25 protein-coding genes are annotated in these 24,007 nt (G+C 59.5%); 7 read left to right on the top strand and 18 right to left on the bottom strand.

Annotated features, from left to right (window positions below; genetic code table 11):
• Positions 1–64: 64 nt before the first annotated feature.
• From AC22G1_RS12100 to AC22G1_RS12090, 3 genes are all read right to left on the bottom strand, one after another.
• Positions 65–997 carry an isopenicillin N synthase family dioxygenase gene (locus AC22G1_RS12100; protein WP_487313612.1) on the bottom strand — a complete coding sequence of 311 codons (933 nt, stop codon included), beginning with the start codon at positions 995–997 and terminating at the stop codon, positions 65–67.
• 126 nt (positions 998–1,123) lie between these two features.
• Complete coding sequence (gene tpiA, locus AC22G1_RS12095) at positions 1,124–1,876, bottom strand: triose-phosphate isomerase (protein ID WP_487313611.1); 753 nt, start codon at positions 1,874–1,876, stop codon at positions 1,124–1,126.
• A gap of 66 nt (positions 1,877–1,942) precedes the next feature.
• Positions 1,943–2,986: a hypothetical protein gene (locus AC22G1_RS12090; protein ID WP_487313610.1), complete on the bottom strand. Its 1,044-nt coding sequence runs from the start codon at positions 2,984–2,986 to the stop codon at positions 1,943–1,945.
• 124 nt (positions 2,987–3,110) lie between these two features.
• Between AC22G1_RS12090 and AC22G1_RS12085 the strand changes: the two genes are divergently transcribed.
• Both AC22G1_RS12085 and AC22G1_RS12080 read left to right on the top strand, forming a co-directional pair.
• Positions 3,111–3,965: an SPFH domain-containing protein gene (locus AC22G1_RS12085; RefSeq protein ID WP_487313609.1), complete on the top strand. Its 855-nt coding sequence runs from the start codon at positions 3,111–3,113 to the stop codon at positions 3,963–3,965.
• Between the two features lie 3 nt (positions 3,966–3,968).
• Complete coding sequence (locus tag AC22G1_RS12080) at positions 3,969–4,151, top strand: type II toxin-antitoxin system antitoxin (RefSeq protein ID WP_487313608.1); 183 nt, start codon at positions 3,969–3,971, stop codon at positions 4,149–4,151.
• Here AC22G1_RS12080 and cdd read toward each other — a convergent pair.
• From cdd to AC22G1_RS12060, 4 genes are read right to left on the bottom strand one after another with little or no spacing between them, the layout of a single operon-like run.
• The gene (gene cdd / locus AC22G1_RS12075) at positions 4,148–5,026 is read right to left on the bottom strand and encodes a cytidine deaminase (protein ID WP_487313607.1); all 879 of its coding nucleotides are present in this window, start codon (positions 5,024–5,026) and stop codon (positions 4,148–4,150) included. The two genes, AC22G1_RS12080 and cdd, sit on opposite strands and share 4 nt — an antisense overlap.
• A 3-nt stretch (positions 5,027–5,029) precedes the next feature.
• The gene (locus AC22G1_RS12070; RefSeq protein ID WP_487313606.1) at positions 5,030–6,019 is read right to left on the bottom strand and encodes a 2-hydroxyacid dehydrogenase; all 990 of its coding nucleotides are present in this window, start codon (positions 6,017–6,019) and stop codon (positions 5,030–5,032) included.
• Positions 6,016–6,732: a CidB/LrgB family autolysis modulator gene (locus tag AC22G1_RS12065; protein WP_487313605.1), complete on the bottom strand. Its 717-nt coding sequence runs from the start codon at positions 6,730–6,732 to the stop codon at positions 6,016–6,018. Before AC22G1_RS12065 ends, AC22G1_RS12070 begins: the two co-directional genes overlap by 4 nt.
• Positions 6,701–7,051 (bottom strand): CidA/LrgA family protein, encoded by a 351-nt coding sequence (locus AC22G1_RS12060; RefSeq protein ID WP_157052946.1) that lies wholly within the window; start codon positions 7,049–7,051, stop codon positions 6,701–6,703. Before AC22G1_RS12060 ends, AC22G1_RS12065 begins: the two co-directional genes overlap by 32 nt.
• 181 nt (positions 7,052–7,232) lie before the next feature.
• On the opposite strand from AC22G1_RS12060, the gene AC22G1_RS12055 reads away from it, so the two are divergent.
• Positions 7,233–8,090 (top strand): NAD(P)-dependent oxidoreductase, encoded by an 858-nt coding sequence (locus AC22G1_RS12055; RefSeq protein ID WP_487313604.1) that lies wholly within the window; start codon positions 7,233–7,235, stop codon positions 8,088–8,090.
• 38 nt (positions 8,091–8,128) lie between these two features.
• On the opposite strand, the gene AC22G1_RS12050 is transcribed toward AC22G1_RS12055, so the two are convergent.
• Positions 8,129–8,428 (bottom strand): YciI family protein, encoded by a 300-nt coding sequence (locus AC22G1_RS12050; protein WP_487313603.1) that lies wholly within the window; start codon positions 8,426–8,428, stop codon positions 8,129–8,131.
• Between the two features lie 331 nt (positions 8,429–8,759).
• Here AC22G1_RS12050 and AC22G1_RS12045 point away from each other — a divergent pair, with 331 nt between their 5' ends.
• Entirely contained in the window at positions 8,760–10,361 is a 1,602-nt protein-coding gene (locus tag AC22G1_RS12045; protein WP_487313602.1) for a methyl-accepting chemotaxis protein, read from the top strand.
• Positions 10,362–10,541: 180 nt separating this feature from the next.
• Positions 10,542–12,566, top strand: a complete 2,025-nt coding sequence (locus AC22G1_RS12040) for a methyl-accepting chemotaxis protein (protein ID WP_487313601.1) — start codon at positions 10,542–10,544, stop codon at positions 12,564–12,566.
• Between the two features lie 25 nt (positions 12,567–12,591).
• Here the strand turns inward: AC22G1_RS12040 and AC22G1_RS12035 are convergent, their stop codons facing one another.
• Both AC22G1_RS12035 and AC22G1_RS12030 read right to left on the bottom strand, forming a co-directional pair.
• On the bottom strand, positions 12,592–13,125 hold the full coding sequence (locus AC22G1_RS12035; RefSeq protein ID WP_487313600.1) for a septation protein A: 534 nt from the start codon (positions 13,123–13,125) through the stop codon (positions 12,592–12,594).
• 33 nt (positions 13,126–13,158) lie between these two features.
• Positions 13,159–14,577 carry a RimK family ATP-grasp domain-containing protein gene (locus tag AC22G1_RS12030; RefSeq protein WP_487313599.1) on the bottom strand — a complete coding sequence of 473 codons (1,419 nt, stop codon included), beginning with the start codon at positions 14,575–14,577 and terminating at the stop codon, positions 13,159–13,161.
• Between the two features lie 150 nt (positions 14,578–14,727).
• Here AC22G1_RS12030 and AC22G1_RS12025 point away from each other — a divergent pair, with 150 nt between their 5' ends.
• Both AC22G1_RS12025 and cspE read left to right on the top strand, forming a co-directional pair.
• Positions 14,728–15,810: a peptidase C39 family protein gene (locus tag AC22G1_RS12025; RefSeq protein WP_487313598.1), complete on the top strand. Its 1,083-nt coding sequence runs from the start codon at positions 14,728–14,730 to the stop codon at positions 15,808–15,810.
• Between the two features lie 278 nt (positions 15,811–16,088).
• Positions 16,089–16,298: a transcription antiterminator/RNA stability regulator CspE gene (gene cspE, locus AC22G1_RS12020; RefSeq protein WP_050659441.1), complete on the top strand. Its 210-nt coding sequence runs from the start codon at positions 16,089–16,091 to the stop codon at positions 16,296–16,298.
• A gap of 46 nt (positions 16,299–16,344) precedes the next feature.
• Here cspE and AC22G1_RS12015 read toward each other — a convergent pair whose 3' ends face one another.
• Genes AC22G1_RS12015 through aroF form a run of 8 tightly spaced genes read right to left on the bottom strand, consistent with a single transcriptional unit; the run spans position 16,345 to position 24,003 of the window.
• The gene (locus AC22G1_RS12015) at positions 16,345–16,566 is read right to left on the bottom strand and encodes a DUF3820 family protein (protein ID WP_487313597.1); all 222 of its coding nucleotides are present in this window, start codon (positions 16,564–16,566) and stop codon (positions 16,345–16,347) included.
• Between the two features lie 43 nt (positions 16,567–16,609).
• Positions 16,610–17,392: a tryptophan synthase subunit alpha gene (gene trpA / locus AC22G1_RS12010; protein ID WP_487313596.1), complete on the bottom strand. Its 783-nt coding sequence runs from the start codon at positions 17,390–17,392 to the stop codon at positions 16,610–16,612.
• Positions 17,389–18,567 carry a tryptophan synthase subunit beta gene (gene trpB / locus AC22G1_RS12005; protein WP_487313595.1) on the bottom strand — a complete coding sequence of 393 codons (1,179 nt, stop codon included), beginning with the start codon at positions 18,565–18,567 and terminating at the stop codon, positions 17,389–17,391. The genes trpA and trpB overlap by 4 nt, the downstream gene beginning before the upstream one ends.
• Positions 18,564–19,904 carry a bifunctional indole-3-glycerol-phosphate synthase TrpC/phosphoribosylanthranilate isomerase TrpF gene (trpCF, locus tag AC22G1_RS12000; RefSeq protein WP_487316719.1) on the bottom strand — a complete coding sequence of 447 codons (1,341 nt, stop codon included), beginning with the start codon at positions 19,902–19,904 and terminating at the stop codon, positions 18,564–18,566. The genes trpB and trpCF overlap by 4 nt, the downstream gene beginning before the upstream one ends.
• Entirely contained in the window at positions 19,897–20,907 is a 1,011-nt protein-coding gene (trpD, locus tag AC22G1_RS11995) for an anthranilate phosphoribosyltransferase (RefSeq protein ID WP_487313594.1), read from the bottom strand. Before trpD ends, trpCF begins: the two co-directional genes overlap by 8 nt.
• Positions 20,904–21,482, bottom strand: a complete 579-nt coding sequence (locus tag AC22G1_RS11990; RefSeq protein WP_487313593.1) for an anthranilate synthase component II — start codon at positions 21,480–21,482, stop codon at positions 20,904–20,906. The genes trpD and AC22G1_RS11990 overlap by 4 nt, the downstream gene beginning before the upstream one ends.
• The gene (locus AC22G1_RS11985) at positions 21,479–22,993 is read right to left on the bottom strand and encodes an anthranilate synthase component 1 (RefSeq protein WP_487313592.1); all 1,515 of its coding nucleotides are present in this window, start codon (positions 22,991–22,993) and stop codon (positions 21,479–21,481) included. Before AC22G1_RS11985 ends, AC22G1_RS11990 begins: the two co-directional genes overlap by 4 nt.
• Complete coding sequence (gene aroF / locus AC22G1_RS11980; protein ID WP_050659449.1) at positions 22,990–24,003, bottom strand: 3-deoxy-7-phosphoheptulonate synthase; 1,014 nt, start codon at positions 24,001–24,003, stop codon at positions 22,990–22,992. Before aroF ends, AC22G1_RS11985 begins: the two co-directional genes overlap by 4 nt.
• Positions 24,004–24,007 lie beyond the last annotated feature (4 nt).

The raw sequence follows: 24,007 nt of genomic DNA, 5'->3' as shown, positions 1-24,007 counted from the left end.
TTCGGGAAGCCGCTTTTTTTGCATAAAAAAAGCGCCCAGAGGGCGCCTTTTGTAAGGGGTGGCCTTATTTGATAAGGCCGATTTCCCGCAGCCGTTCCATCAGGTAATCGTCGGAGCTGATGGCCGGATCTTTCTTGGGGTTCTCGTCACTAACGCAGCTTTCCAGGGCGTCGATGATGACGTCCGGGTTGAAGTGCAGGAAGAACGGAATGGAATAGCGGGAGCTGGCGCTGTAGGGCAGCGGCGGGTTCACCACCCGGTGGGTGGTAGAAGGCAGCCGGTAGTTAGTGAGGCGCTGCAGCATGTCGCCGATGTTGCAGATGATGGCCCCTTCGATGATGGACACTTCAATCCAGCTGCCGTCTTTAGCCAGCACTTCCAGGCCCGGCTCGCGGGAACCCACCAGCAACGTCAGCACGTTGATGTCTTCGTGGGCGGCGGCGCGTACCGAGGGGGTGCCCTCGTCGATAATGGGCGGGTAGTGCAGCGGGCGCAGGATGGAGTTACCCAGGTTGACCTTGTCGCGGAAGTAGTCGCGGGGCTGGTCTAGGTACACCGCCAGGGCGTCCAGCACTTTGTTGCCCAGGGCGTCCAGGGCCTTGTACAGCTCGACCATGCGCGGCTTGAAAGCCGGCACTTCTTCGGGCCAAGCGTTGGGGGTGAGCTGCGGGTAGGGCGCTTGGCCTTCCAGTTCCCGGCCGACGTGCCAAAACTCTTTTAAGTCGACATGTTTGGCGTCTTTGGCGATCTCGGTGCCAAAGGGGGTGTAGCCACGGGCGCCGCCCTTGCCTTGCAGGTAGTATTTTTTCTTGGTTTGTTCCGGCAGGGCAAAAAGTTCGCGGCTGATGTCCAGGGCACCGTGGATGGTGTCGCTGTCGATGCCGTGGTCGGTCAGGGCCACAAAGCCGAAGGACTCATAGCCCTGGCCGATGTCCTGAACGAAAGCGTCGAAGTCCGTGTCATAGCGACTCATGTCGATATGCGGGATGGAAGCCATGTTCTGTTCCTTATTATTGGAAAGCGGTTTTTGTAAGCCAAAAAAGCCTGAGGATACTAGTCATGCCGCTGCCGCGAGGCAAGGGTTGTGGCCATAAAAAAACCGCCTTGCGGCGGTTCGTTTGCGTTACTTGGCAGCCTTGATGATGCTGGCAAACTCGCCGGCATCGAGGGAGGCTCCTCCCACCAGGGCGCCGTCTACGTCGTCCATGGAAAAGAGCGCCTGGGCGTTGCTGGCTTTTACCGAGCCGCCGTAAAGGATGCGCAGCGCCTCGCTGCTGTCTTTGTCCTGGGCGGCAACCAGCTCGCGGATAAACTGATGCACTTTTTGGGCGTCTACCGGGCTCGCGGCCTGGCCGGAGCCGATGGCCCACACCGGCTCGTAAGCTACCACCGCGTTTTCAAAGCTCTTGCGGCCGCAGCGCTTGATGACCGCCTGAATTTGGTGGCCAATCACGTCTTTGGTTTCGCCGTTGTGGCGCTCGGTTTGTGTTTCACCGACGCACAGCACCGGAATCAGCCCCGCTTCCTTGACGGCCTCGAATTTGCGGGCCACCAAGTCGTCGTTTTCGTGGTGCATGGCGCGGCGCTCGGAGTGCCCCACCAGCACGTATTTGACCCCAAACTCGCCCAGCATGTCGGCCGCGATTTCGCCGGTGAAAGCGCCTTGGCGGTTAACGTCGATATTTTGAGCGCCGATCTCGATAGCGCCATTGCGCAGCAGTTGCTCGGCTTGGCCGATAAAAATGGCAGGAGGGCAGACGGCGATATCGACGTCTTTAAGCTCGCTGGTGCTCGCCATCAGGTCGACCAGCAGTTTCTCAACGGAAGCCTTGGTGCCATGCAGCTTCCAGTTTCCCATTACCAGTGGACGTCGCATCCTTTTCTGGTCTCCTTAAGCTTTGTAGGGTAACGATATTATTATGGTGCGGGAGAATACCACAGCTTAAACCAGAGCTTGTTGCCATTGTCCGTTTTTGACAGCTTGCGCAAAGCTGTCTGCCATTTTCCTACCGGCATCAATTACTTGTTGCCAATATTCGATGCGCGCCTTGTCATCAAAACGTTCAAAGTCCTTGCGGTCACTGATCTTTTGGTGCGGCAAGGACGCCACCAGCGCCGGGCTTGGCGCCACCATCACCACCTTGTCGTAATGCTCGGGCTTTGGCTTGCGCCAGCCAAGGCCTTTGTCAAACCAGCCGGGAATGGCTTTGTCGTAAAAGTGCGGATAGAGCACCAGGCCTTCGGTGTCTAGCGGCAGGTCGAAGTGGTAGTCGATGATGCCGCCGTCCCGGTGCACGCTGTGGCGGCTGGCGGCGAGCTTTACCCCTTCGAGCACCAGTGGAATAGCGCCGGTGGCTTCCAGGGCCAGGGGCAGGCTGTGGCGGTCAAGGGCTACAAACTCGGTGGCAATGGCATCGCGGCCAAGCCAGGGGCTGTGGGCGCCGGTATGAAAGATGCTGCGCCCAAAAAAGGCGCCAAGGGTGTTGCGGCTGATGAGGTTACCAAGGGCCGCCAGGCCCAGGCCCAGCATCTGCGGGCCCTTGCGCTCGCTTTTAAGGAGCCCCCGGCAACCGGCGGTCACCAGATGCAGCTGGCGCTGGCGGTTGGTGAGGATCTCATCAATACCACTATCACCCAGCAGCGCTTTTACCATGGCCCGGCTCGAATCGGAGATATGCCGTGGGGTGGCGCCATCCGCGTAGGAAAGGTGGTGGTAAAAATCCCTAAACCGCTCAATGGCCGCCACCGGCTCGGCGGTGGCATGGGCGGCCATGCGCCAACCGCCAACCGAGCTTCCCAGCAATTTAAGGGGGCCGGCTTTTGGTAAAAAGTCGCTGGCCAGCTGCTGGTCAAGCCCTGCCAGCACAAACCACTTGGGGCCGCCGGAGGCGCCGAGCATGGCAGAGAATTGCGCTGGCTCGAAGCCGTCTTTTAGCAGTTTGGCCCGGGCGCTGGCGCCTGCTTTGATTACGAAGGGTAAGGTCATGGTGGTTGCCCGCTGGCTTGTGAATGGGCCAAGGATGCCAAAGCCGTGGCGGCGGGACAACGACTTGACCGAAGTGAAAATCTCAACTAGATATCATTGTGATATCAATTTGAGGGTTCAGGGAATGCAAGAACAACGTAGAACCGTAGCCTCCGGCTACCTGATGCTGCTGGTACTGCCGGTATTGATCGTGCTGGCACTGCTGGGGGTGGCGGCCGCGCCAGGGATATTCTTCAAGCTGGTTGCCATAGTGGTGGGCATTTGCGCGGTGATAAGCCTGCTGGGGTTTTTCATGGTGGCCCCCAACGAGGCTAAGGTGTTGCAGCTTTTTGGCAGCTACACTGGCACCGTGGTGGCCCCCGGCCTGCGCTGGGCCAACCCCTTTTACAGCAAGCAGCGGGTGTCGCTGCGTATCCGTAACTTCGAGAGTGACAAGCTCAAGGTCAACGACGAAGCCGGTAACCCCATCGAGATTGCCGCCGTGGTGGTGTGGCGGGTGGTGGACACCTACGACGCGGTATTCGAGGTGGACGATTTTACCGACTTTGTGGCCATTCAGTCCGAGGCGGCGGTGCGTAACCTCGCCACCTCCTACCCCTACGATCAGCACGAAACCGGTGAAGTGGCCCTTCGCAGCCACACCCAGGACATTGCCGAGCAGCTCAAGGCCGAAATTCAGGCCCGCCTCGACAAAGCCGGGGTAGAGGTGATTGAAGCGCGTATCTCGCACTTGGCCTACGCGCCGGAAATTGCTTCTGCCATGCTGCGCCGCCAACAGGCCGCTGCGGTGGTGGCGGCCCGTACCAAGGTGGTGGAAGGGGCGGTTTCCATGGTGCAACTGGCGCTGGAGCAGTTAAAAGCGCAAGGGGTGGTGGAACTGGACGAAGAGCGCCGGGCGGCCATGGTGTCCAACCTGCTGGTGGTGCTCTGCGGTGAAAGCCACACCCAGCCGGTGGTTAACGCCGGTAGCCTTTACTGAGCCATGGCTAAAAAAGCCTATCCGCTGCGTATCGACCCCCAAGTGCTTAGCGCCTTGCAAGGCTGGGCCGACGACGAGCTGCGCTCGTTGAACGCCCAGATTGAATACGTGCTGCGCCAAGCCCTGTATCAGCAAGGGCGGCTAAAGCCGCCCAAGCCACAAGCCTTGGAAGACAGTAAGGACTAAAGGGCGATGTACTCAGGGGCCGGCAGCCCAAGAGCCTGGGCTAGGGCCTGGGTGCTGGCCAGCAGTGACACCTTCCCCTGCTGCTCGGCCAGTACCAGGCGCTCGGCGCTTAAGGGCAAACCTTGCACCGCCAGCATCACCAGTGCGGCCTGCAAGGGAGGCAAGCTGGGGTTGTAGGCGGCGTTTTCAAGGTAACTGCCGGTGATAATGCGCCCGGCCACCTCAAGGGCCACCCCGGCCCGGGTGTGGGTGTAAGGGGCGTGGCTGGCACTTGCCGCATCAATGGCGGCTTGCTTCAGCGGCTCTGGCGAATTTTGCGTAAAAGCCGTGGGCGCCGGTTTTAGCAGGCGCTCGTTCTTATCCAGATCCCAGGGGCCAAAGGCGTCCGGCAGGTAGTCGGCCAGTAGCCTTGCCGGGCGGCCCGGCAGCAGTACCCGTAAATCCAGCGCTTCACTCATCTCACTCATAAACTGGCGGCAATGGCCACAAGGGCTGTAGTTAACCGCCAGGGTGGTGATTTGCTGCTCGCCGCTTTGGCGGGCGTGGGTGATAACGCATTGCTCGGCGTGTACCGTCATGCCAAGGGGAGCCGGGCTGTATTCCTGGTTGGCGCCAAAATACCAGGTGCCGCTGGCACCTTCGGCAATGGCGCCCACATAAAACTCGGAAATGGGCGCATTGGCAAAGCAGCGGGCCAGGGGTAATAGCGCCAGCATTAGCTCGTCTTTGCTCAAGCGGGTCAGGGCGCACCAGTTTGCCACTTCGGCGGGGGGTAATTGGGCGATAAAGTGAGGCTGGCTGAGCCAGGCGGCGGCCTGCTTTTCAATCGCAGACGGCAAAAGCGGCAATGAAGCCGCCAGCAGTGATTTGTTCATCCATTAAGCCTTGGTCAATTCGTTGCCGCTGCGACCACCCTTGGCGAAGGCTTCAATGTTCTGCACCGTGGTGCAGGCAATGGCGCTCAGGGCTTCTTGGGTGAAATACCCCTGGTGCCCGGTGATCACCACATTGGGAAAGGTCAGCAGCCGCTGGAATACATCGTCCGGGATGATACGGTTGGACAGATCCTCAAAAAACAGGTCTCCCTCTTGTTCGTACACATCCAGGCCCAGGTAACCCAACTGCCCCGATTTGAGTGCGTCTATGGCCGCCTGGGTGTCTAGTAGAGCACCGCGGCTGGTGTTAATCAACATGGCGCCACGTTTCATGGCGCCAAGGCGCTGTGCGTTGATGAGGTGGTAGGTGTCTGGGGTCAGGGGGCAATGCAGGCTGATGATGTCGGCCCCCTCGATGCATTGATCAAAGCCCAGATACTGGCCGCCAAGGGCACTAAAGGCCGGGTTAGGTTTGACATCAAAGCCGGTGAGGGTGCAGCCAAAGCCTGCCAGGATGCGGGCGGTGGCAAGGCCAATGGCGCCGGTGCCGATAACGGCAGCGGTTTTGCCGTGCAGGTTAAAGCCTAAGAGACCGTCGAGGCTGAAGTTGTTTTCCCTAACCCTGTTGTACGCCCGGTGCAGGCGCCGGTTGAGCATCATGATAAGGGCAATGGCATGCTCGGCCACCGCTTCTGGGCTGTAGGCCGGCACCCTTGCCACCCTTATGCCAAGGGCGTTGGCGGCGTCGAGGTCGAGGTTGTTATAACCGGCGCAGCGAAGCGCCACCATCTTCACCCCCGCCGCCTTTAGCTCAGCCAGCACCGGGGCGGACAAATCGTCGTTAACGAACGCCACCACCACCTGGTGCCCATGGGCGAGCTTGGCGGTTTCCACATCGAGCTTGGGCTCGAGATAATGCCAGGTGAGCGGGCACTGCACTGCGCCCAGGGAGGCTTGGTCGTAGGGCTTGGCCGAAAATACCGCGACTTTCATAGCATCCATTCCGTTAGCAGGGGTACCACTAAGGGTGCCACAAAGGCGGTGATAATGCCGCACAGGCTCAGGGCCAGGCTGGAAAAGGCCGCCGCTTCGGCGCTTTCTTCAACGATCCGGGCGGTACCGATGGCGTGGGCGGCGCAGCCCATGGCAAGGCCTCGGGCCTGTGGGCTTTTCACCTTGCAAAGGGTCAACAGCCAAGGGCCGAGGATGGCGCCGGTTACCCCGGCAAAAAGCACTAACACGGCGGTCAGGGAGGCAATGCCGCCGATGCGCTCGCTCACTCCCATGGCGATGGGAGTGGTCACCGATTTTGCCGCCATGGACAGCAGCACCGGTTTGTCGGCCCCCAGCAGCCAGGCAATGACCAGCCCCGACACCATGGCCACCAGTACTCCCAGCACACAGGTGCTGAGCAGCGCCTTCCACTGGGCGCGGATAAGGTCAAGCTGCTGGTACAAGGGGTAGGCGAGGGCCACCACCGCCGGCTCTAAAAAGAAGTTGATAAAGCGCCCGCCCTGCATGTAGCTCTGGTAGGGCACCTTAAGGGCCACCAGCAGCGGCACCAATACCGCAATGCCAATCAGCACCGGGTTTAACAGCGGCGTTTTTAAGCGGGCCTGAGCCTTTCTCACCAAGGCATAAATGGCCAAGGTCAGGGCGAGATACAGCAAGGACTCAGTCACCACGGCGGCCTCCCTGGCGGTCATGCCAGCGGCCTATGGTGATAAGAACCAGCAAGGTGGAGAAAAAACAGGCTCCCACCAGCACCAGGCCATGGGCCTTAATCACATCGAGGTAATTCATCAGGCCCACCCCGGCCGGAATAAACAGCAAGGTCATGTGGCGGATAAGAGGGGCACTGAACGGCATCACCCAGTCGGCCTTGACCAGCTTGCTCGACAGCAGCAAAAACAGCAGCAACATGCCGATGATGCTGCCAGGGATGGGCACCGGCAGCAAAGCCACCAGGCCCTTGCCGGCCCAAAGGCAGGCAAAGATGATAAATACTGCCCGTAACATATTCATTTTAATAACAAAATGCAATTAACCTTGAGCCAGTCTAGCATGAGCCCCACAGGCTGCGAAGCCGCACCGGTGCCTTTGGCCGCAAGCAAAGTGCGCCCTAAGGCGCCGGGCCGGACATCTTGCCCCGCTTGTGGCAAGCTAGGCCCCTTATGAGCGCCAAGCGTCCTTTTAAGGAGTGGTAATGAAAGTCGCATTTTTGGGATTGGGTGTCATGGGCTACCCCATGGCAGGGCATCTGCAGGCCGCCGGTTTTGAGGTTTGTGTCTACAACCGCACCACCGCCAAGGCCGAGCAATGGGCCAAGCAGCACGGCGGAAGCTTTGACGCCACCATCAGCGGCGCGGTGCAAGGCGCCGAGCTAGTGATGATGTGCGTCGGTAACGATGACGACGTGCGCGCCGTGGCCTACCAGGCCAAAGACGCCATGGCGCCGGGCAGCACCCTGGTGGACCACACCACCGCCAGCGCCGAGGTGGCCCGCGAGCTTCACCAGGCCCTTGGCGCCCAAGGCCTAGGCTTTTTGGACGCCCCCATCTCCGGCGGCCAGGCCGGCGCCGAGAACGGCCAGCTCACCATCATGGTGGGGGGCGACGAGGCGGTCTACCAGCGCGCCGAAGCCGTGCTTGCCACTTACGCCAAGCAAATCAAGCGCCTGGGTGATGCCGGTAGCGGCCAGCTCTGCAAAATGGTCAACCAGATCTGTATCGCCGGGGTGGTGCAGGGCCTTGCCGAGGGCATCAACTTTGCTCAAAAAGCCGGGCTCAATGTGGCCGACGTGGTGGAGGTTATCTCCAAAGGCGCCGCCCAAAGCTGGCAGATGGAAAACCGCGCCCTGACCATGGACAAGGCCCAGTACGATTTTGGCTTTGCGGTGGACTGGATGCGTAAAGACCTTGCTATTGCCCTGAGTGAGGCGCGCAAAAACGGCAGCGCCTTGCCGCTTACCGCCCTGGTGGACCAGTTCTACGCCGACGTGCAGCGCTTAGGGGGGAGTCGCTGGGACACCTCAAGCCTCTTGGTGAGGTTACAGAACAGCTGAAAAAAACGCAGCCAATTGGCTGCGTTTTTTGTTTGAGATCAGGGCAATACCTTCTTAAACGGCTTTACCTTAACGGCGCTGTAGACACCGGCCTCCACATAAGGATCGGCATCGGCCCAGGCCTGGGCTTCAGCAAGGCTGGCAAATTCGGCAATCACCACCGAGCCAGTAAAGCCGGCGTCGCCGGGGTTTTCACTGTCGATGGCCGGGCTTGGGCCGGCCAGTACCAGGCGGCCTTGCGCTTTAAGCGCTTCGAGGCGGGCCAGGTGAGCGGGCCGAACGCTGCTGCGAAGCGGCAAGGAGTTGGGTACGTCTTCACTGATGATGGTGTACAGCACTGTGGTGTCTCCTGAAAAAAGGGCCAAAAAGAAAAAAGCCCCGGGTAAGGTACCAGGGGCCAAAATATCAGGATGTCTCAGAGATGCACAGACACTGTATCGCAATGCCAGCTGCGAGCATTCTGCCGAAAGGGGGTGACAGTTTTATGACTGGTTGAAAACGCTTTGATGACGTCTCTGGCCTTGGCAAACGGCCTTGGCGCGTCATTGCAAAAGGCTGTGTCAGCGGCGAGCGATGCCCGTTAAGCTGCTGATACAAAGAAAAAGTTTCGGTTGAGTTTTCGCTGTACCTGCCGATAACACCGATAACCTGTTTTGTTGAGATGTTGCCATGTCGTTGTCCCTAGCCAACAAAATTCGCCTGCCGCTGCTGCTGCTGACCCTATTAACCCTTTCTCTGCTGACCTTGGCCCATTTCGGCACAAGGGCGCTCCAGCAGCAGAACGACAACACCATTACCGAGCTACTACCTGCCATCAATGCGGTATTGCAAGCCGACCGCGACTTTTACCAGGCCCTGGTAGCTGAGCGTGATGCCATGGTCAGAAAGGCCGAGGGCAAGGATTTCACCGCTGCCGTTAAAACCCGTGACGAAAACATCCAGCAGGCGCTGGATCGCTCGCAAAAAGCGGCCGATCTCACACCACTGCCAGAAGTGGACGCGTTAATTAAATCCTTTCGCCAAGATGTGGCTGCCTGGCAGCAAAAAGCCAAAACCATGCTGCAAGGGACGGCAGCCATGGCCAACATCGAAGAACACTACGGCTTTGAAGATGCCCGCCGTTACCTCGATAAAAGCACCGAGCTGATTGAAAACCACATTCAGCAGATTGCGACCCGTGAGCACAAGGCGGCCAATAGCCGGCTGGTAACCCTGTGGGTCGCTGGCGGCATTATCTTGGTTATCTTTGTGCTGATAGGTTGGCTGGTACCGGCATCGGTCGCCACCGCCACCGGCCGTATCGAGCGGCGCATTAAAGACATCGCCGAGGGCGATGGCGACCTGACCGCCAGGGTCAAGGTCACCAGTGACGATGAGCTGGGCCAACTGGCTGGGCATTTCAACAAACTGATGGGCCAGCTGCATCAACAGATGCAGGAGGTGACGGCGGTGGCCGGTGAGATGAACCGCCACGCCCAGGAAGTGGAAAGCGCCGGCGGCCTGACCCTTAACGCCATCAATGACCAAGTGCGCTCCTTGGAGCAACTGGTAACGGCCACTGAACAAATTACCGCCTCCATCCAGGAAGTGGCCCAAAGCGCCGGCGACTCAGCCAAAGAAGCCCGCGCCGCCAGTATGGATGCCGAGCACGGCTCCGAGCTTGCCGGTAAATCGGTCAGCCAGACCCGTTCGCTGTCAAACACCATGGCCCAGGCCTCTGAAGCGGTGTCGCTTTTGGAAAAAGAAGCCCAGAACATCGTTACCGTGCTGGATGTGATTGGCTCCATTGCCGAGCAGACCAACCTGTTGGCCCTTAACGCCGCCATTGAAGCGGCCCGGGCTGGGGAGTCTGGCCGGGGCTTTGCGGTGGTGGCGGATGAAGTGCGCACCCTTGCCGGACGCACCCAGGAGTCCACGCAGAATATCCAGCAGATGATCACCCGCCTGCAAAGCGGCGTGAAAGGCACGGTGGAAGCCATGGAAAGCGGCATTATTGAAGTAGACAGCACCCTGGTAGCGGTGGAAGAAGCCACTCAGGCCTTTGCCCAAATTCAGGTGCGGCTTACCACCGTCAGTAACCGCGCCGACCAGATAGCGGCGGCCACAGAGCAGCAATCGATGGTGGTCAGCGATATCAACCAGAACCTGAGTAACATCGACGGTAAAGCCAAGCAAAGTGCCGAGCATGCCAGAAGCAGCGCCCAGGAAGGTAAAGCGGTGGAACAAACCGCGCGGCGCCTGAGCCAGGTGGTAGGGCGCTTCAGGCTCTAAGCCAATGACCCAAGGCCTGCATAATGCAGGCCTTTTTTATGGGTGTTAGAGGGAAGTTTTGGGGGGGCGCATTTTACGGGCCAAGGATTGTTGACTATCTATAAGGTGTCGTTTGTGGTTGTTTTTTCGGTCATTTAAGGCGGGATGCCGATGACTGGTTCACTCACATCGGGGCCTCCTATGTCGCTTTCCCTTAGCAATAAAATACGCATTGCCTTGCTGGTGTTGACCGCGCTCACCCTGAGCCTGACTGCCCTGGCCCATTTTGGTACTAAGGCGTTGCAGCAGCAAAATGACGATACCTTGGTTAGGTTGATCCCGGCAGTCAATGCGGTGTTGCAGGCTGACCGAGATTTTTATCAGTCGCTAGTGGCCCGCCAGCAGGCCATGGTGCGCAAAATCGAAGGCAAGGACACTTCCGAGGCCATGGCCACCCTCAATGACAATATCGGCCAGGCATTAAAACGCTCGCAGTTGGCGGCCGACCTCACACCCTTGCCCAAAGTCGATGCACTGGTGGCTGATTTTCGCCGCCAGGTGGTGGCCTGGCAGCAAAAGGCCACCGCCAAGCTCAATACCCAGGTGTCTCTTAGCAGCATCGACTCCACCGATGATTTTGAAAAAATCCGCCTTTACATGGACCAAAGCACCGAACTTATTGAAGAACACATCAATGCGCTGCTAAAGGCCAGTGGCGACGGCACGCAAATCATGGGCAGCAGCGAGCTTGCCAAACTGCTGCCGGCCATCGATGCCGTTATCCAGGCTGACCGGGATTTTTACCAGGCGCTGGTGGCCCAGCAGGAGGCCGTGGTGCTGTCCATGGAAGGCAAAGACACCAAAGCAGCCCTTGCCATTCGTGACCACAACTTCCAGCAGGCTATGACCCGCTCTACCACCGCCGCTGAGAAGGCGCAGCTGCCCAAGGTCACCCAACTGGTAACCGCCTTTCACGAAAACGCCCAGCAGTGGCTCAAGCACTCGGACGCCCAACTTGCCAACCACACCAGCTTGAGTAGCCTTGATTCGAGCGAGGAATTTGAAAAGATCCGCACCTTGCTTGACCAAAGCACCGAGCTTATCGACGGCTACACCAAAGACACCACCAAGGCCGCCCATGACGCGGCCGAGCGACGCCTCTTTATGCTCTGGGGAGCGGCGGCGGTGATCCTTGCCATTTTTATTGCCATCGGTGTCTATATTCCGAGCTACGTGGCCCGCACCACCGGCCACTTGCAGCGCCGTATCAAGGATATTGCCGAAGGCGATGGCGACCTGACTGCCCGCCTCGACGTCACCAACAACGACGAACTGGGCCAACTGGCGCACCACTTCAACGATCTGATGCGCCAGTTACAGCTGCAAATGCAGGAAGTAGCCGGTGTCGCCAAGGAGATGAGCAGCCATGCCCAGGAGGTCAAAGGCAGCGGCTCACGGACCTTGGGGGTCATTAACGATCAGGTGCGCTCCTTGGAGCAGCTGGTAACGGCTACCGAACAAATCACCGCCTCCATCCAGGAAGTGGCGCAAAGCGCCGGCGACTCAGCCAAAGAAGCCCGCGCCGCCAGTATGGACGCCGAGCACGGCTCTGAGCTTGCCGGAAAGTCGGTAAGCCAGACCCGCGCGTTATCCAGCACCATGGCCCAGGCCTCCGAAGCGGTATCGCTTTTGGAAAAAGAAGCCCTGAACATCGTCACGGTGCTGGACGTGATTGGCTCCATTGCCGAGCAGACTAATCTGTTAGCCCTTAATGCCGCCATTGAAGCGGCCCGGGCCGGGGAGTCTGGCCGGGGCTTTGCGGTGGTGGCGGATGAAGTGCGCACCCTTGCCGGGCGCACCCAGGAGTCCACCCAGAATATCCAGCAGATGATCACCCGCCTGCAAAGCGGCGTGAAAGGCACGGTGGAGGCCATGGAAAGCGGCCTTATTGAGGTAGACGGCACCTTGGCGGCGGTGGAAGAGGCCACCCAGGCCTTTGCCCAAATTCAGATGCGGCTCAGCACCGTCAGTAACCGTGCCGACCAGATAGCAGCCGCTACCGAGCAGCAATCGATGGTGGTCAGCGATATCAACCAGAACCTGAGCAACATCGATGGCATGGCCAAGCAAAGCGCCGACCACGCCAGGCAAAGCGCCGAAGAAGGAGATGCGGTAGAAGACACGGCGCTGCGGCTAAGCCAAGTGGTAGGGCGATTTAAGATATGAAAAAGCCGCCAGATGGCGGCTTTTTTTAGGATTTCTCTTCTTCCGGCAAGTGCTTGTAAATCACCATGCCGGTTATCACACAGGCCAGCAGGCTAAGGGCCGTGGTGCCAAACAGCTTGAAGTTGACCCAGGCATCCTGGGAGAAGTGATAAGCCACCACCAAGTTCAAGGCGGCCATCACCAGGAAGAACCCACCCCAGCCAAAGGTGATGTTGCGCCACACCCCGTCAGGCAATTTAAGCTGCTCGCCCAGCATGGATTTAAGCAGGCTTTTACCGCTCATCTGAGCGCCGATAAGGGCGATGGCAAAGGCGGCATAAACCACTGTGACTTTCCACTTGATAAAGAGATCGGAGCGGAAGGCCAGGGTCAGGCCACCAAAGACCACCACGGCGGCAAATAGCCACCACTGCTGCTTGGAAACCGATTTTCTAACCAGTTTCACCACCCCCAGCATCAGGGCACTGGCCCCAATAAGCACCCAGGTGGCGGTGTAGATATTGGTCAACTTGTATGCAATAAAAAACGCGATAAGCGGCAGGTAATCGAGAAAAGCCATGTATTCCTCCGAACAACTGCCGCCCAGTCTACGTCAACTCATGCGCTTGACCAATTCCTGCATGATGGTGAGATACAGCTGGTCGCCGAGGATCTTGTCCTCAACGCCGGAGTCGACGTTGGGGTTGTCGTTCACCTCAATCACCACCGGTTTGCCGTCTACCACTTTCAAGTCCACCCCAAACAGGCTGTCACCCATCAGGTTGGCGGCCTTGACGGCGGTTTCCACCACCTTTTTCGGTGCCGCCGCTACCGGCAGGGTTTCAAAGCCGCCGGACTGGGTTTTCTTGCCCGAGTGGTTGTAGATCTGCCAGTGGCCGCGGCTCATGAAATATTTGCTGACAAAAAGCGGCTCTTTATTGAGCACGCCCACCCGCCAGTCGAACTCGGTGTAGCAATATTCTTGCAGCAAGATCATGGCCGATTGCTTGAAGAAGCCTGCGGCATGTTTGCGCACATCTTCCAGGCTCTGGGCTTTGACGACCCCGCGCGAGAAGGAGCCGTCTGGAATTTTCATTACCAGCGGAAAACCCAAGTCGGCCGCTGCCGCTTCCAGCGCGTCGTCGTCACCGCGCTGCACCACTCGGGTTTTGGGAATGGCCACCTTGGCCTGCTCCATCCGTTCGGCCAGATAAATCTTGTTGGTGCAGCGAAGAATGGCCTCCGGCGTGTCAATCACTGCCAGGCCCAGGTTCTCGGCGCGGCGCGCCATTTGAAAGCTGGGGCCGTGAATGCTGGTGGTCTCACGGATAAAAAGGCCGTCGTATTCGGCAAGACGCGCCGCTTGCTTGTGGGTAATAAGGTCTACCTGCACGCCCAGGGTGCGGCCGGCGCGAATAAAGCGCTTAAGGGCGCCGGTATCGGACGGCGGCAGCTTTTCTTCTGGGTCCACCAGCATCGCCAAATCAAAGCGGTATTTGCGCTTGGGCTTTTTGACGCGCCAAATCTTGTGGGAAAAGGCGTCCAGGGCCTCGGCAAAGAGGGTTTCTTCCTCATCGGTGAGGTTGGAAAGCCCCTTGGGTTTTAGCTTGGTGATAATGCCGTCTTTGAGGCTCGCTTCCAAAATAGGGGCCGGGAAGCGGTCAAACAGTTGCAGGCCAAGCTCGGCAAACTCCGGGTTAAGAGTGCGGCCAAAGAAGATGCGAAAGGTCAGGTCCGCCTCTTTGGGGGCTTTTAGGGTCTTAAGCTCAGGGCCGTACAGGCCGCGGCTTGCCAGGTCATTCAAGGTGGCAACGGAGGGCAGCACCCGGTGACCGCGGGCTTCGGCCAGCAAGGAGCAATAGTAACCTTCACCCAGGTAGCGGTAGCTGCCGGTGAGGTTTAGCACCTGGACTTTGTCGTCGCCTTTGACTGGCGGCAGTTTCAGGTATTGGCGGGCGGTGAGCAGATCGTCGGAAGGGTAGAGGCCTCCCCACTGTTTGGTGTCCTTGAGGAGGATGTAAAGCCGGGTCATGGGTCACTCCTGTGTTAATTGGCACAAAGGATGCGCGCAATAAGCGAGGCTCGCAAACAAGGATTTCTTGTTCTAATGACAAATATCCTTCGCTGTAAGTTGGCGTTAATTATGGCTATTGTGCAGCCAGTCCTGTAAAGGGTATGACCCATGAAAGTGCGCCTGGCCACCATTGCCGACCTTGACGATCTCCACGCCCTGGAGAACAAAGCCTTCACCCACGACCGCCTGGACCGGCGCCGCTGGCGCCATCTGTTAAAAGAGGCCCATGGCCAAGTGTGGGTGGCCGAGGACAAGACCAAGCTGCTCGGTGCTGCCGTGCTGCTGCTGAAAAAGGGTACGGCGCTCGCCCGCCTGTATTCGCTGGCGGTAGACCCCGCTGCCCGTGGCCGGGGCATTGCCAAATTGCTGATGGAAAAAATCGAAGCCGCCGCCATTACCGAGGGCTCGGTTGCCATCCGTTTGGAAGTGCAGGGCGACAACGTGGCCGCCATCGGCCTTTATGAGCGCTTTGGTTTTAAGACCATCGCGCCGCTGCTGGCTTATTACGAAGACGGCAGCGATGGCCTGCGTATGGAAAAGCGCATCAAGGGAAAACTGCCCAAGGGCAGCCTCAAGGTGCCTTTTTACCCGCAGCAAACCCGTTTTACCTGCGGCCCGTCTTGCCTGCTGATGGCGCTGTCGGCGCTCAAGAAAAAGCACAAGCCGCGCATCAGCGACGAACTCAATCTCTGGCGCGAGTCCACCACCATTTATATGACTTCCGGCCACGGCGGCTGCTCCGGTGAAGGCCTGGCCCTGGCCGCCGCCGCCCAGGGGCTGGAAGTGAGCCTGTGCGTGTCGGACCGGGAAGTGCCCTTTATCGAAGGGGTCAGAAACCTTGAGAAAAAGCGCATTGTGACGGTGGTCCATGAGGACTTTTCCAAGCGCCTTAAAAAGGCCGGTATTCAGCGTATTCATCAGCGCCTGGAGCTGGACGCCCTGGCCCGGCACTTGGACGGTGGTGGCCTGGCGCTGGTGCTTATCTCTACCTATCTGATGCACAATGAGAAGGCGCCGCACTGGGTGCTGGTGGTGGCCATGGACCAACGTTTTGTCTACCTTCATGACCCGGATCTCGAAGACGTGGAGAGCGTGACCGATAACATCGCCATGCCGGTTCCCCTGGAGGCCTTCTTGCGTATGGCTCGGCTCGGGCGGCGTCAATATTCGGCCGCGCTGCTGCTCCGGTAACATGCTGAAACCTTTGCCTTTGGCGAATCTTGTTAATAAACAGCCAATTGCGTTTTATCTAAGGTTTTGAAAATAGTCCTGTACTGCCGGTGTCCTTGTGCTATTATTCGCACCGGCCGTAAAGTGCGGTCTTACTTTATGTAACAGTCAAGATTTGAATACTTCTCTACACATTCGCTTTACCCAGTAATGTTGTCCTGAAGCTTCACTAACTGTTTGTAATCATAAGTAATTTGTTATTTGCGCTCAGGCGCACAGTCAAACTTCAGGAGACTACCATGTCCAACACTACTGGCACCGTAAAATGGTTCAACGAAGAGAAAGGTTACGGCTTCATCACCCCCGAAAACGGCGGTGCTGACGTATTCGTTCACTTCCGCGCTATCCAAGGTACTGGCTTCAAAGTACTGAAAGAAGGCCAAAAAGTTTCTTTCACCGTTGAGCAAGGCCAGAAAGGCCCTCAAGCTGCCAACGTTATTGCTCAGTAAGAGACAATATCACGGTGAATAAAAAGGACGCTTAGGCGTCCTTTTTTTATGGCTGCGATTTCTGTAGCGGGTCGAGCAACCGGTCCAACCCTTCTACCTTCAGCGCCAAGGCCAGGGCCATCAGCTGGCCCAGCTCCCCTTCGGGAAAGCCCTTGTGCTGAAACCACAAAAGATACTCCTCCGGCAGCGCCATCAGCGGCTTGCCCTGGTACTTGCCAAAGGGCATCCGGGTGTTGGCGAGCTTTAAAACCCTTTCTTTATCCAGCATCGGTGTCTCTTGTGAAAAAGGGCCCGCTTGGGCCCTTGGGGTGTCAGCGGCTGGCCGCCTTCATGCCTTCCACGAAGCGAGCCAGGGCGTGGGGGCTGCGTTCGGCGGCTTTAACCGTGGCACTGCCGCTGATGGCGCCGTCGCAGCCCGAGGCGATAGCTGCCTTGACCTGAGACGGCTCACTGATGCCAAAGCCCAGCACCACAGGCGCCGAGTTATAGTCCTTTAAGGTCTCGATGATGTGGCCAATGGGTTTGCCGGCGGCGGTTTCGGTGCCGGTTACCCCGGCGCGGGACACCAGATACACATAGCCTTCACTGAGCTCGGCCACCGCTTTTAAGGTGGTGTCCGTGGCGTTTGGGGGCGCTATCATCACCGGCGCCACCCCGGCGGCTTTGGCCGCGGCCACAAAAGGCGCGGATTCTTTGATGGGTACATCGGCTACCAGCACCGAGTCCACCCCGGCGGCTTTGGCATCTTGGTAGAACTGCTCAATACCGGCTGCAAACACCAGGTTGGCGTAGGTGAGCAGGCCTACCGGCAGCTGCGGGTACTTGTCTTTTAAGCGGCGAATCAGGCCAAGGGCCTTTTTCGGGGTGGTGCCAGCGCCCAGGGCACGCAGGGTGGCGGCTTGGATGGTAGGGCCGTCTGCTACCGGGTCAGAAAAGGGCATGCCCAGCTCCAGGGCGTCGGCGCCGTTTTCGGCCATGATGCAAAGGTGCTCGAAGCTGGTTTCCAGACCCGGGTCACCCAGGGTCAAAAAGGGAATGAAAGCCCCTTCTTTGTCGGCGCGCAGGCGCTCAAACATCGCGTCGTACAGGCTCATTGCGCGGCCTCCAGGTTCATGATGGTGTTGAGATCTTTATCGCCTCGGCCCGAGAGGTTAACCAGCAGCACTTCTTCCTGGGTGGCGGCTTTGGCGCGCTTGAGGGCATAGGCCAGGGCGTGGGAAGACTCAATGGCTGGAATGATGCCCTCTGAGCGGCACAGGGCTTTAAAGCCTTCGATGGCCTCATCGTCGGTGATGGCCACATACTGGGCGCGGCCGGTCTGGGCGAGATAAGCGTGCTGGGGCCCTACCGCCGGGTAATCAAGGCCGGCAGAGATGGAGTGAGATTCTTCCACCTGGCCTTCGCCGTCCTGCATCAGGTAGCTCTTCATGCCGTGCAAAATCCCGACCCGGGCCAGGTGGATAGGGGCACCGTGCTTGCCGGTATCCAGGCCTTCGCCGCCGGGTTCGACACCGATAAGCTCCACGCCTTTTTCCTCGATAAAGTCGGCAAAAAGGCCAATGGCATTGGAGCCGCCGCCCACACAGGCAATGGCGGCGTCGGGCAGGCGGCCGATGGCTTCGAGCATCTGGGCCTTGGCTTCCTTACCGATAATGCGCTGGAACTCGCGCACCAGATGCGGGAAGGGGTGCGGGCCGGCAGCGGTGCCCAGCAGGTAGTGGGCGCTGTCGTAGTTAGCGGCCCAGTCGCGCAGCGCCTCGTTGACGGCGTCTTTCAAGGTGCCGGAGCCCGAATGCACCGGAATTACCTCGGCGCCCATCAGCTTCATGCGATAGACATTGGGCTGCTGGCGCTCACAGTCTTTGGCGCCCATGTAGATGCGGGCCTTCAGCCCCAGCATGGCCGCCACCATGGCGGTAGCCACCCCGTGCTGACCGGCGCCGGTTTCGGCGATGATTTCTTTTTTACCCATGCGCTGGGTCAGCAGGCCCTGGGCCAGAACCTGGTTGGTCTTGTGGGCGCCGCCGTGCACCAAGTCTTCGCGTTTTAGGAAGATACGCACCAAGGGATTGGGGCTTAAATGGGTAGCCTCATAAAGCGGGGTGGGGCGGCCGGCATAGTGCTTGAGCAGCTTGCCCAGCTCTTGTTGAAAGCTCGGGTCGACCAGGGCGCTTTCAAAGGCCTCGGTCAGTTGGTCCAGGGCCGGGACCAGGATCTCCGGCACATAGGTGCCGCCGAATTCGCCAAAGTAGGGGGAGAAATGGCTCATGCTTGCCTCATCAACTGAAAAGTCTTTTGAATAAGGGCTGGATCTTTCACGCCGGGGGCCAGCTCCAGTTTGGAATTAAGGTCAAGGCCGATGATGCCGGGCACATCTTGGGCACTTTGGACGTTGTCTGGGCCAAGGCCGCCGGCCAGCATCAGCGGCGCGGCAGCGTCTTGGGGCAGTTTGGCCCAATCAAACGTGGCGCCGGTGCCGCCAAATTGCCCTTGGTGTTTGGAATCCACCACTAGCCGGTCAACCGCCAGTGCTGGCACAGCATCGACGGTGCAGGCCTTCCAGATCTGGGCCTGGGTCTTGCCGCGAAGCGCGGCCACATAGGCGGCATCTTCGTTGCCGTGCAGCTGCACCGCAAACAGCCCCAGGCGATCGGCAATGGCCGCCACGTGCTCGGCAGGGGCGTCCACAAAGACCCCCACATAGGCCAGGGGCGCCCCGGCCTTGATGGTGGCCGCTTCGGCTTCGGTGACGGTGCGCGGGCTTTTGCCAGCAAAAATCAAACCGCCGTAAGTAGCACCTGCGTCATAGGCGGCCTTGGCGTCGGCCGCTTTGGTCAAGCCGCAGACCTTGTGCTCGCCCAGCACCAATTGGCGGCAGGCAAGGTTCACATCATGTTTGCTCATCAGCTCCGAGCCCACCAAAAAGCCCTTTGCTACCGCTTTTAGGCGCTTAACATCGCTGTGGGTTTTGATGCCTGACTCGCTAATGACCACCCGGTCTTCGGGAATGGCTTTGGCTAACTGTTCGGTGCGGGCCAGATCAATGGTCATGTCGTGCAGATTGCGGTTGTTGATGCCGATGATGCGCGCGCCCAGTTTGACGGCCCGGTCGCGCTCCTGCGGGGTAGCCACTTCGGTGAGGATATCCAGATTCAGCTTTTGCGCTTCTTCGGCCAAGGCCAGGTAACTGGCGTCGTCCAGTACCGAGAGCATCAGCAAAATGGCATCGGCGCCCAGGTAGCGGGCCAGGCGCACCTGGAAGGGGTCGATGAAAAAGTCCTTCATCAGCACCGGCACCTTGACGCTTTGCGCCACGGCAGCCAGGTAATCGGGGTGGCCTTGAAAATAGGGCTCGTCGGTCAGCACCGAAATGCCGGAGGCATATTGCTGATAAATGGCGGCCAGGGCTTTAGGGTCAAAGTCTTGGCGAATAAGGCCCTTGGAGGGGCTGGCCTTCTTGCACTCCAGAATAAAGCCGCTGCCGTAGCGCAAATTATGCTCCAACGAGCGTTTGGACAGCGGCAGGGTCATGGTGGCGGCACGTGGGTAGCGAGCCTTCAACTCGGGCAAATCGGCCTTTTTACGTTCAACGATGTCTTCAAGCACTGTGGCCACGGAGAGTCTCCTTTAACTGAACAAGGGTGGCCATGGCCTGGCCGCTTTTTATGATGTCGCCGGCCTTGGCCACCCCTTCCTTCAAGGTGTGGGTAATGTCGGCCAAGTAGAGCAGGGCACCTGCATTAGCTGCAACTGCATCAAAGTACGGGCCTGGCTCGCCCCTTGCCAGCAGTTTTTCAAGGGCGCGGGCATTAAAGGCGCCATCGCCCCCGGCCAGCTGCTCAATGCTGGCACTTTCAAGGCCGAGATCGGCAGGGGTTAGCTGGTATTGGATCAAAGCGCCGTCACGAATTTCCACCACATCGGTGGGGCCGTGCAGGGCCAGCTCATCAAGGCCACTGCCGTGCACCACCAGGCCCCGCTCCACGCCCATGGCCATTAGCGCCTGGGCAATGGTTTCCAGCAGCGCCGGGTCGTAGACCCCCATCAGTTGGAAGTTGGGCCGCGCCGGGTTGACCAGGGGGCCCACCAGATTAAAGAGGGTGCGGGTTTTGAGCGCCTGGCGCACCGGCATAGCGTGCTTGATACCGGGGTGGTATTGGGGCGCGGCCAAAAAGCACAGGTTGTTGGCCTCCAGGGCCTTTCTGGCCAATTCGGGCTCCACCAGCACCGGGATGCCAAGGGCGCTCAGCACGTCTGTGCTGCCTGACTGGGACGACACCGCCTTGTTACCGTGCTTGGCTACCCGCACCCCGGCCGCTGCCGCCACAAAGGCGGCGGTGGTGGAAATATTGAGGGTGTTGGCGCCGTCGCCACCGGTGCCACAGCAATCGACAATATCCCCTGCCGGGCGCGGGAAGGGATTGGCGGCGGCCAGCAGCGCCTGGGCCAGGCCTTGCAGCTCTTCGCTGGTTTCGCCGCGCACCTTCATGGCGGCAAGGGCGGCCGCCAGGTGCAGTGGGTCCATGTCGCCGGCGGCCATCGTGGCAAAAAAGGCCTGGGACTCAAGGGCGCTCAGGCGCTCGCCTTTAAGGAGTTTTTCAAGGCTCATGCCGCCCCCCGTAACAGTTTCAGGGCGTTTACCAGCAGTTTGTGGCCATCGCGGGTCAGCAGGGATTCGGGGTGGAACTGCAGGCCAATGGCGGGCGCCGATTTATGGACCACTGCCATCACTTGCTGTTCGGCATCGGCTACCACGTCAAGCTTATCGGAGACGGTATCGGCCACCAGGCTGTGGTAACGGCCAACCATGGGCGCCTCGCCCATGCCGTCAAAAAGTGCATGGGGCTTGATGTTCAGACGAAAGGCCTTGCCATGGCGAGGCAGGGGCGAGCGCTTGAGGCTGCCGCCGGTGGCTTCCACCAGGGCCTGGTGGCCCAGGCAAACCCCAAGGATGGGGTAGCGGCCCAGGGCTTTTTGCAGCACGGCCATCAGGTTACCGGCCGATTGCGGGTTACCGGGGCCGGGGGAGAGCAGCAGCACCGCATCGGGGGTGCTGGCCAGCTTGTTCATGATGGTGTCTACCGACACGGTATTGCGGTAAATCACCACTTCTTCGCCCAGACGACGGCAATCGTCCACCAGGTTGTAGGTAAAGGAGTCGAGGTTATCGAGCAGCACTATCATGCTTTGACCTCCTTGGCGCCCAGGGCGCGCAGCACCGAGGCGGCCTTGTGGCGGGTTTCATCGGCCTCAAACTGCGGGGTGGAGTCAAACACCACGCCGCCGCCCGCTTGCACGCAGGCCTCACCGTCACGTACCACTGCCGAGCGAATAACTATGGCGGTGTCCATGTCGCCACGGGCGGTTACATAACCGATGGCGCCGCCGTAGGCGCCGCGGCGCCGGCCTTCCACTTGACGAATAAGGTGGGTGGCCATGATCTTCGGCGCCCCGGTCAAGGTGCCCATATTGAGCGCTGACTGGTAGGCGTGCAGGGCGTCAAGGTCGCGGCGCAGGGTGCCTTTGACCCGGGAAACGAGGTGCATCACCCGCTCGTAGCGGTCCACTTTCAAGAGATCGGTAACGGTGCGGCTGGCAGGCTCCGACACCCGGGCCACGTCGTTACGGGCTAAATCCACCAACATCAGGTGTTCGGCCTGTTCTTTTTCATCCAGGCGCATTTCCAGCTCGAAGCGGCCGTCTTCGTCGGCATCGATGCCGCGGGGGCGGGTGCCGGCGATGGGGTAGACCGCCAGTTCGCGGCTTTGGCTGTCAACGGTCAGGGCGCTTTCCGGGCTGGCGCCAAAGAGGCTAAAGCTGCCGGCGTTTAAAAAGAACATGTAGGGGCTGGGGTTTTGGGTGCGCAGCGCCTGGTAGGTGATAAGCGGCGCCGGGCAGGGCGCCAGGAAGCGCCGGGACGGCACCACCTGGAAGCAATCACCGGCGAGGATGTGTTCTTTAAGCTGTGTCACCTGAGCTTTGAAAGTGTCGTCTTCCGGCACCACTGTGGGCACCGCCGGGGCCTCGATGGCCACCTTGGGCAGCGCCACCGGGGCTTTCAGTAGCTGCTGGTAGCTTGCCAGGCGCCGGGACAGCTCGAAGTACGCAGCCGATTGGGTGCCTTCAAGCGCCAGGGCCAGCAAGGTGGCGCTCTGGTTGCGATGATTCATGTAGAGCACGGTTTCGGCAAGGTAGAGGCACAAGTCCGGCACGTCTTCATCGCCGCCCACCTCGGGCAGCTCTTCAAGGCTTGCCACCAAATCAAAGCCAAAGAGCCCGGCCACCATGCTGGAAAAGGGCATGTCGGTGTCTTTGGGCAGCAGGGTCAGCAGCTCACGGACCAGGGTGAACACCGAAGGCGCCTTGAGCCGGGAGTCTTCGTCCAGCTCTGGGTCGGGCTTGGGCACCAACAAAGTCAGGGTGTCACCGGTGAGGCTGGCATTCATACCGAGGCGCTCGCAAAGGCGCGGCAGCAGGGTCTGGCCGTTGGCGGTGAGGGCCTTGACCGTCAACTCGCGGCCAAGGGCGGTAATTTTCAGGGCCGCATCGGTGATGATAAGGCTCTGGGTGGCGTTGCCGGCGCTGGGCTCAGCCGATTCCAGCAGCAAGGTATTGGGCCTGTCGGCCAAGGTTTTATAAGCGCTTAACGGGTCCGGGCAGTTGCCCAGACGCAGGCGCAGCAGGGCAGGGCTCACAGGGTCCTCCCGGCGGCGGCTACAAAGGGTTTGAGCTCACGCATCAGCTGCTCGAAAAGGTCCTGGGTCAGGGCCTGGTGGCCGTCAGAGAGTGCCTCTTTGGGGTTCATGTGCGACTCGACAATGATGCCATCGGCGCCTACGGCGGCGGCGGCGCGGGACAGCGGAATAACTAGCTCGCGAATACCGGTGCCGTGGGAAGGGTCCACCACCACCGGCAGGTGGGTTTTTTGCTTAAGCAGCGCTACCGCGTTTAAATCCAGGGTGTTGCGGGTGGCGGTTTCAAAGGTGCGAATGCCGCGCTCACAGAGCACCACATTGGGGTTGCCTTGGGCGAGGATGTACTCGGCGGCCAGCAGGAACTCCTCAATGGTGGCGCTAAGGCCACGTTTTAGCATCACCGGCTTGCCGGTTTTGCCCACCGCTTCTAAAAGGCGATAGTTGTACATGTTGCGGGCGCCGATTTGCAGCATGTCTACGTAGCCCGCCATCATCTCGGCATCTTCCGGGCTGATAACTTCCGACACGGTGGGAATGCCCAGCTCCTGGTTCACTTCTTTAAGGAGTTTGAGGCCCTCAACCCCCAGGCCCTGGAAGGCATAAGGGCTGGTGCGGGGCTTGTAGGCGCCGCCGCGAATGGCCACGGCGCCGTTGGCCTTGACCATTTTCGATACTGCCATTAATTGCTCGCGAGACTCCACCGAGCAGGGCCCGGCAATCACCACAAAGCGCTCGCCACCAATCTGGGTGTTGCCCAGCGGCACCTGGGTGTCGTGGGGGTGCAGTTCGCGGGCAACCAGCTTGTACTTGGAGAGGATGGGTTTGACTTCTTCGACTATGGGGTCGGCTTCGATATTGAGCTCAGCCAGTACCCGCTCGTCGCCGATGGCGCCCAGCACGATGCGCTCGACCCCCGGCATGTAAAGGGGCTTGAGGTTTTTGGCTTCGATGCGGGCCAGAATAGCTTGGGCATCGGCTTCGGTGGCATGGGGTTTGAGTACGATGATCATGATG

The sequence above is a fragment of the Gallaecimonas zhanjiangensis genome (genome assembly GCF_057624825.1).
Note: the sequence above shows the minus strand (reverse complement) of the source record. Positions and strands in the feature narration are given on the sequence as shown.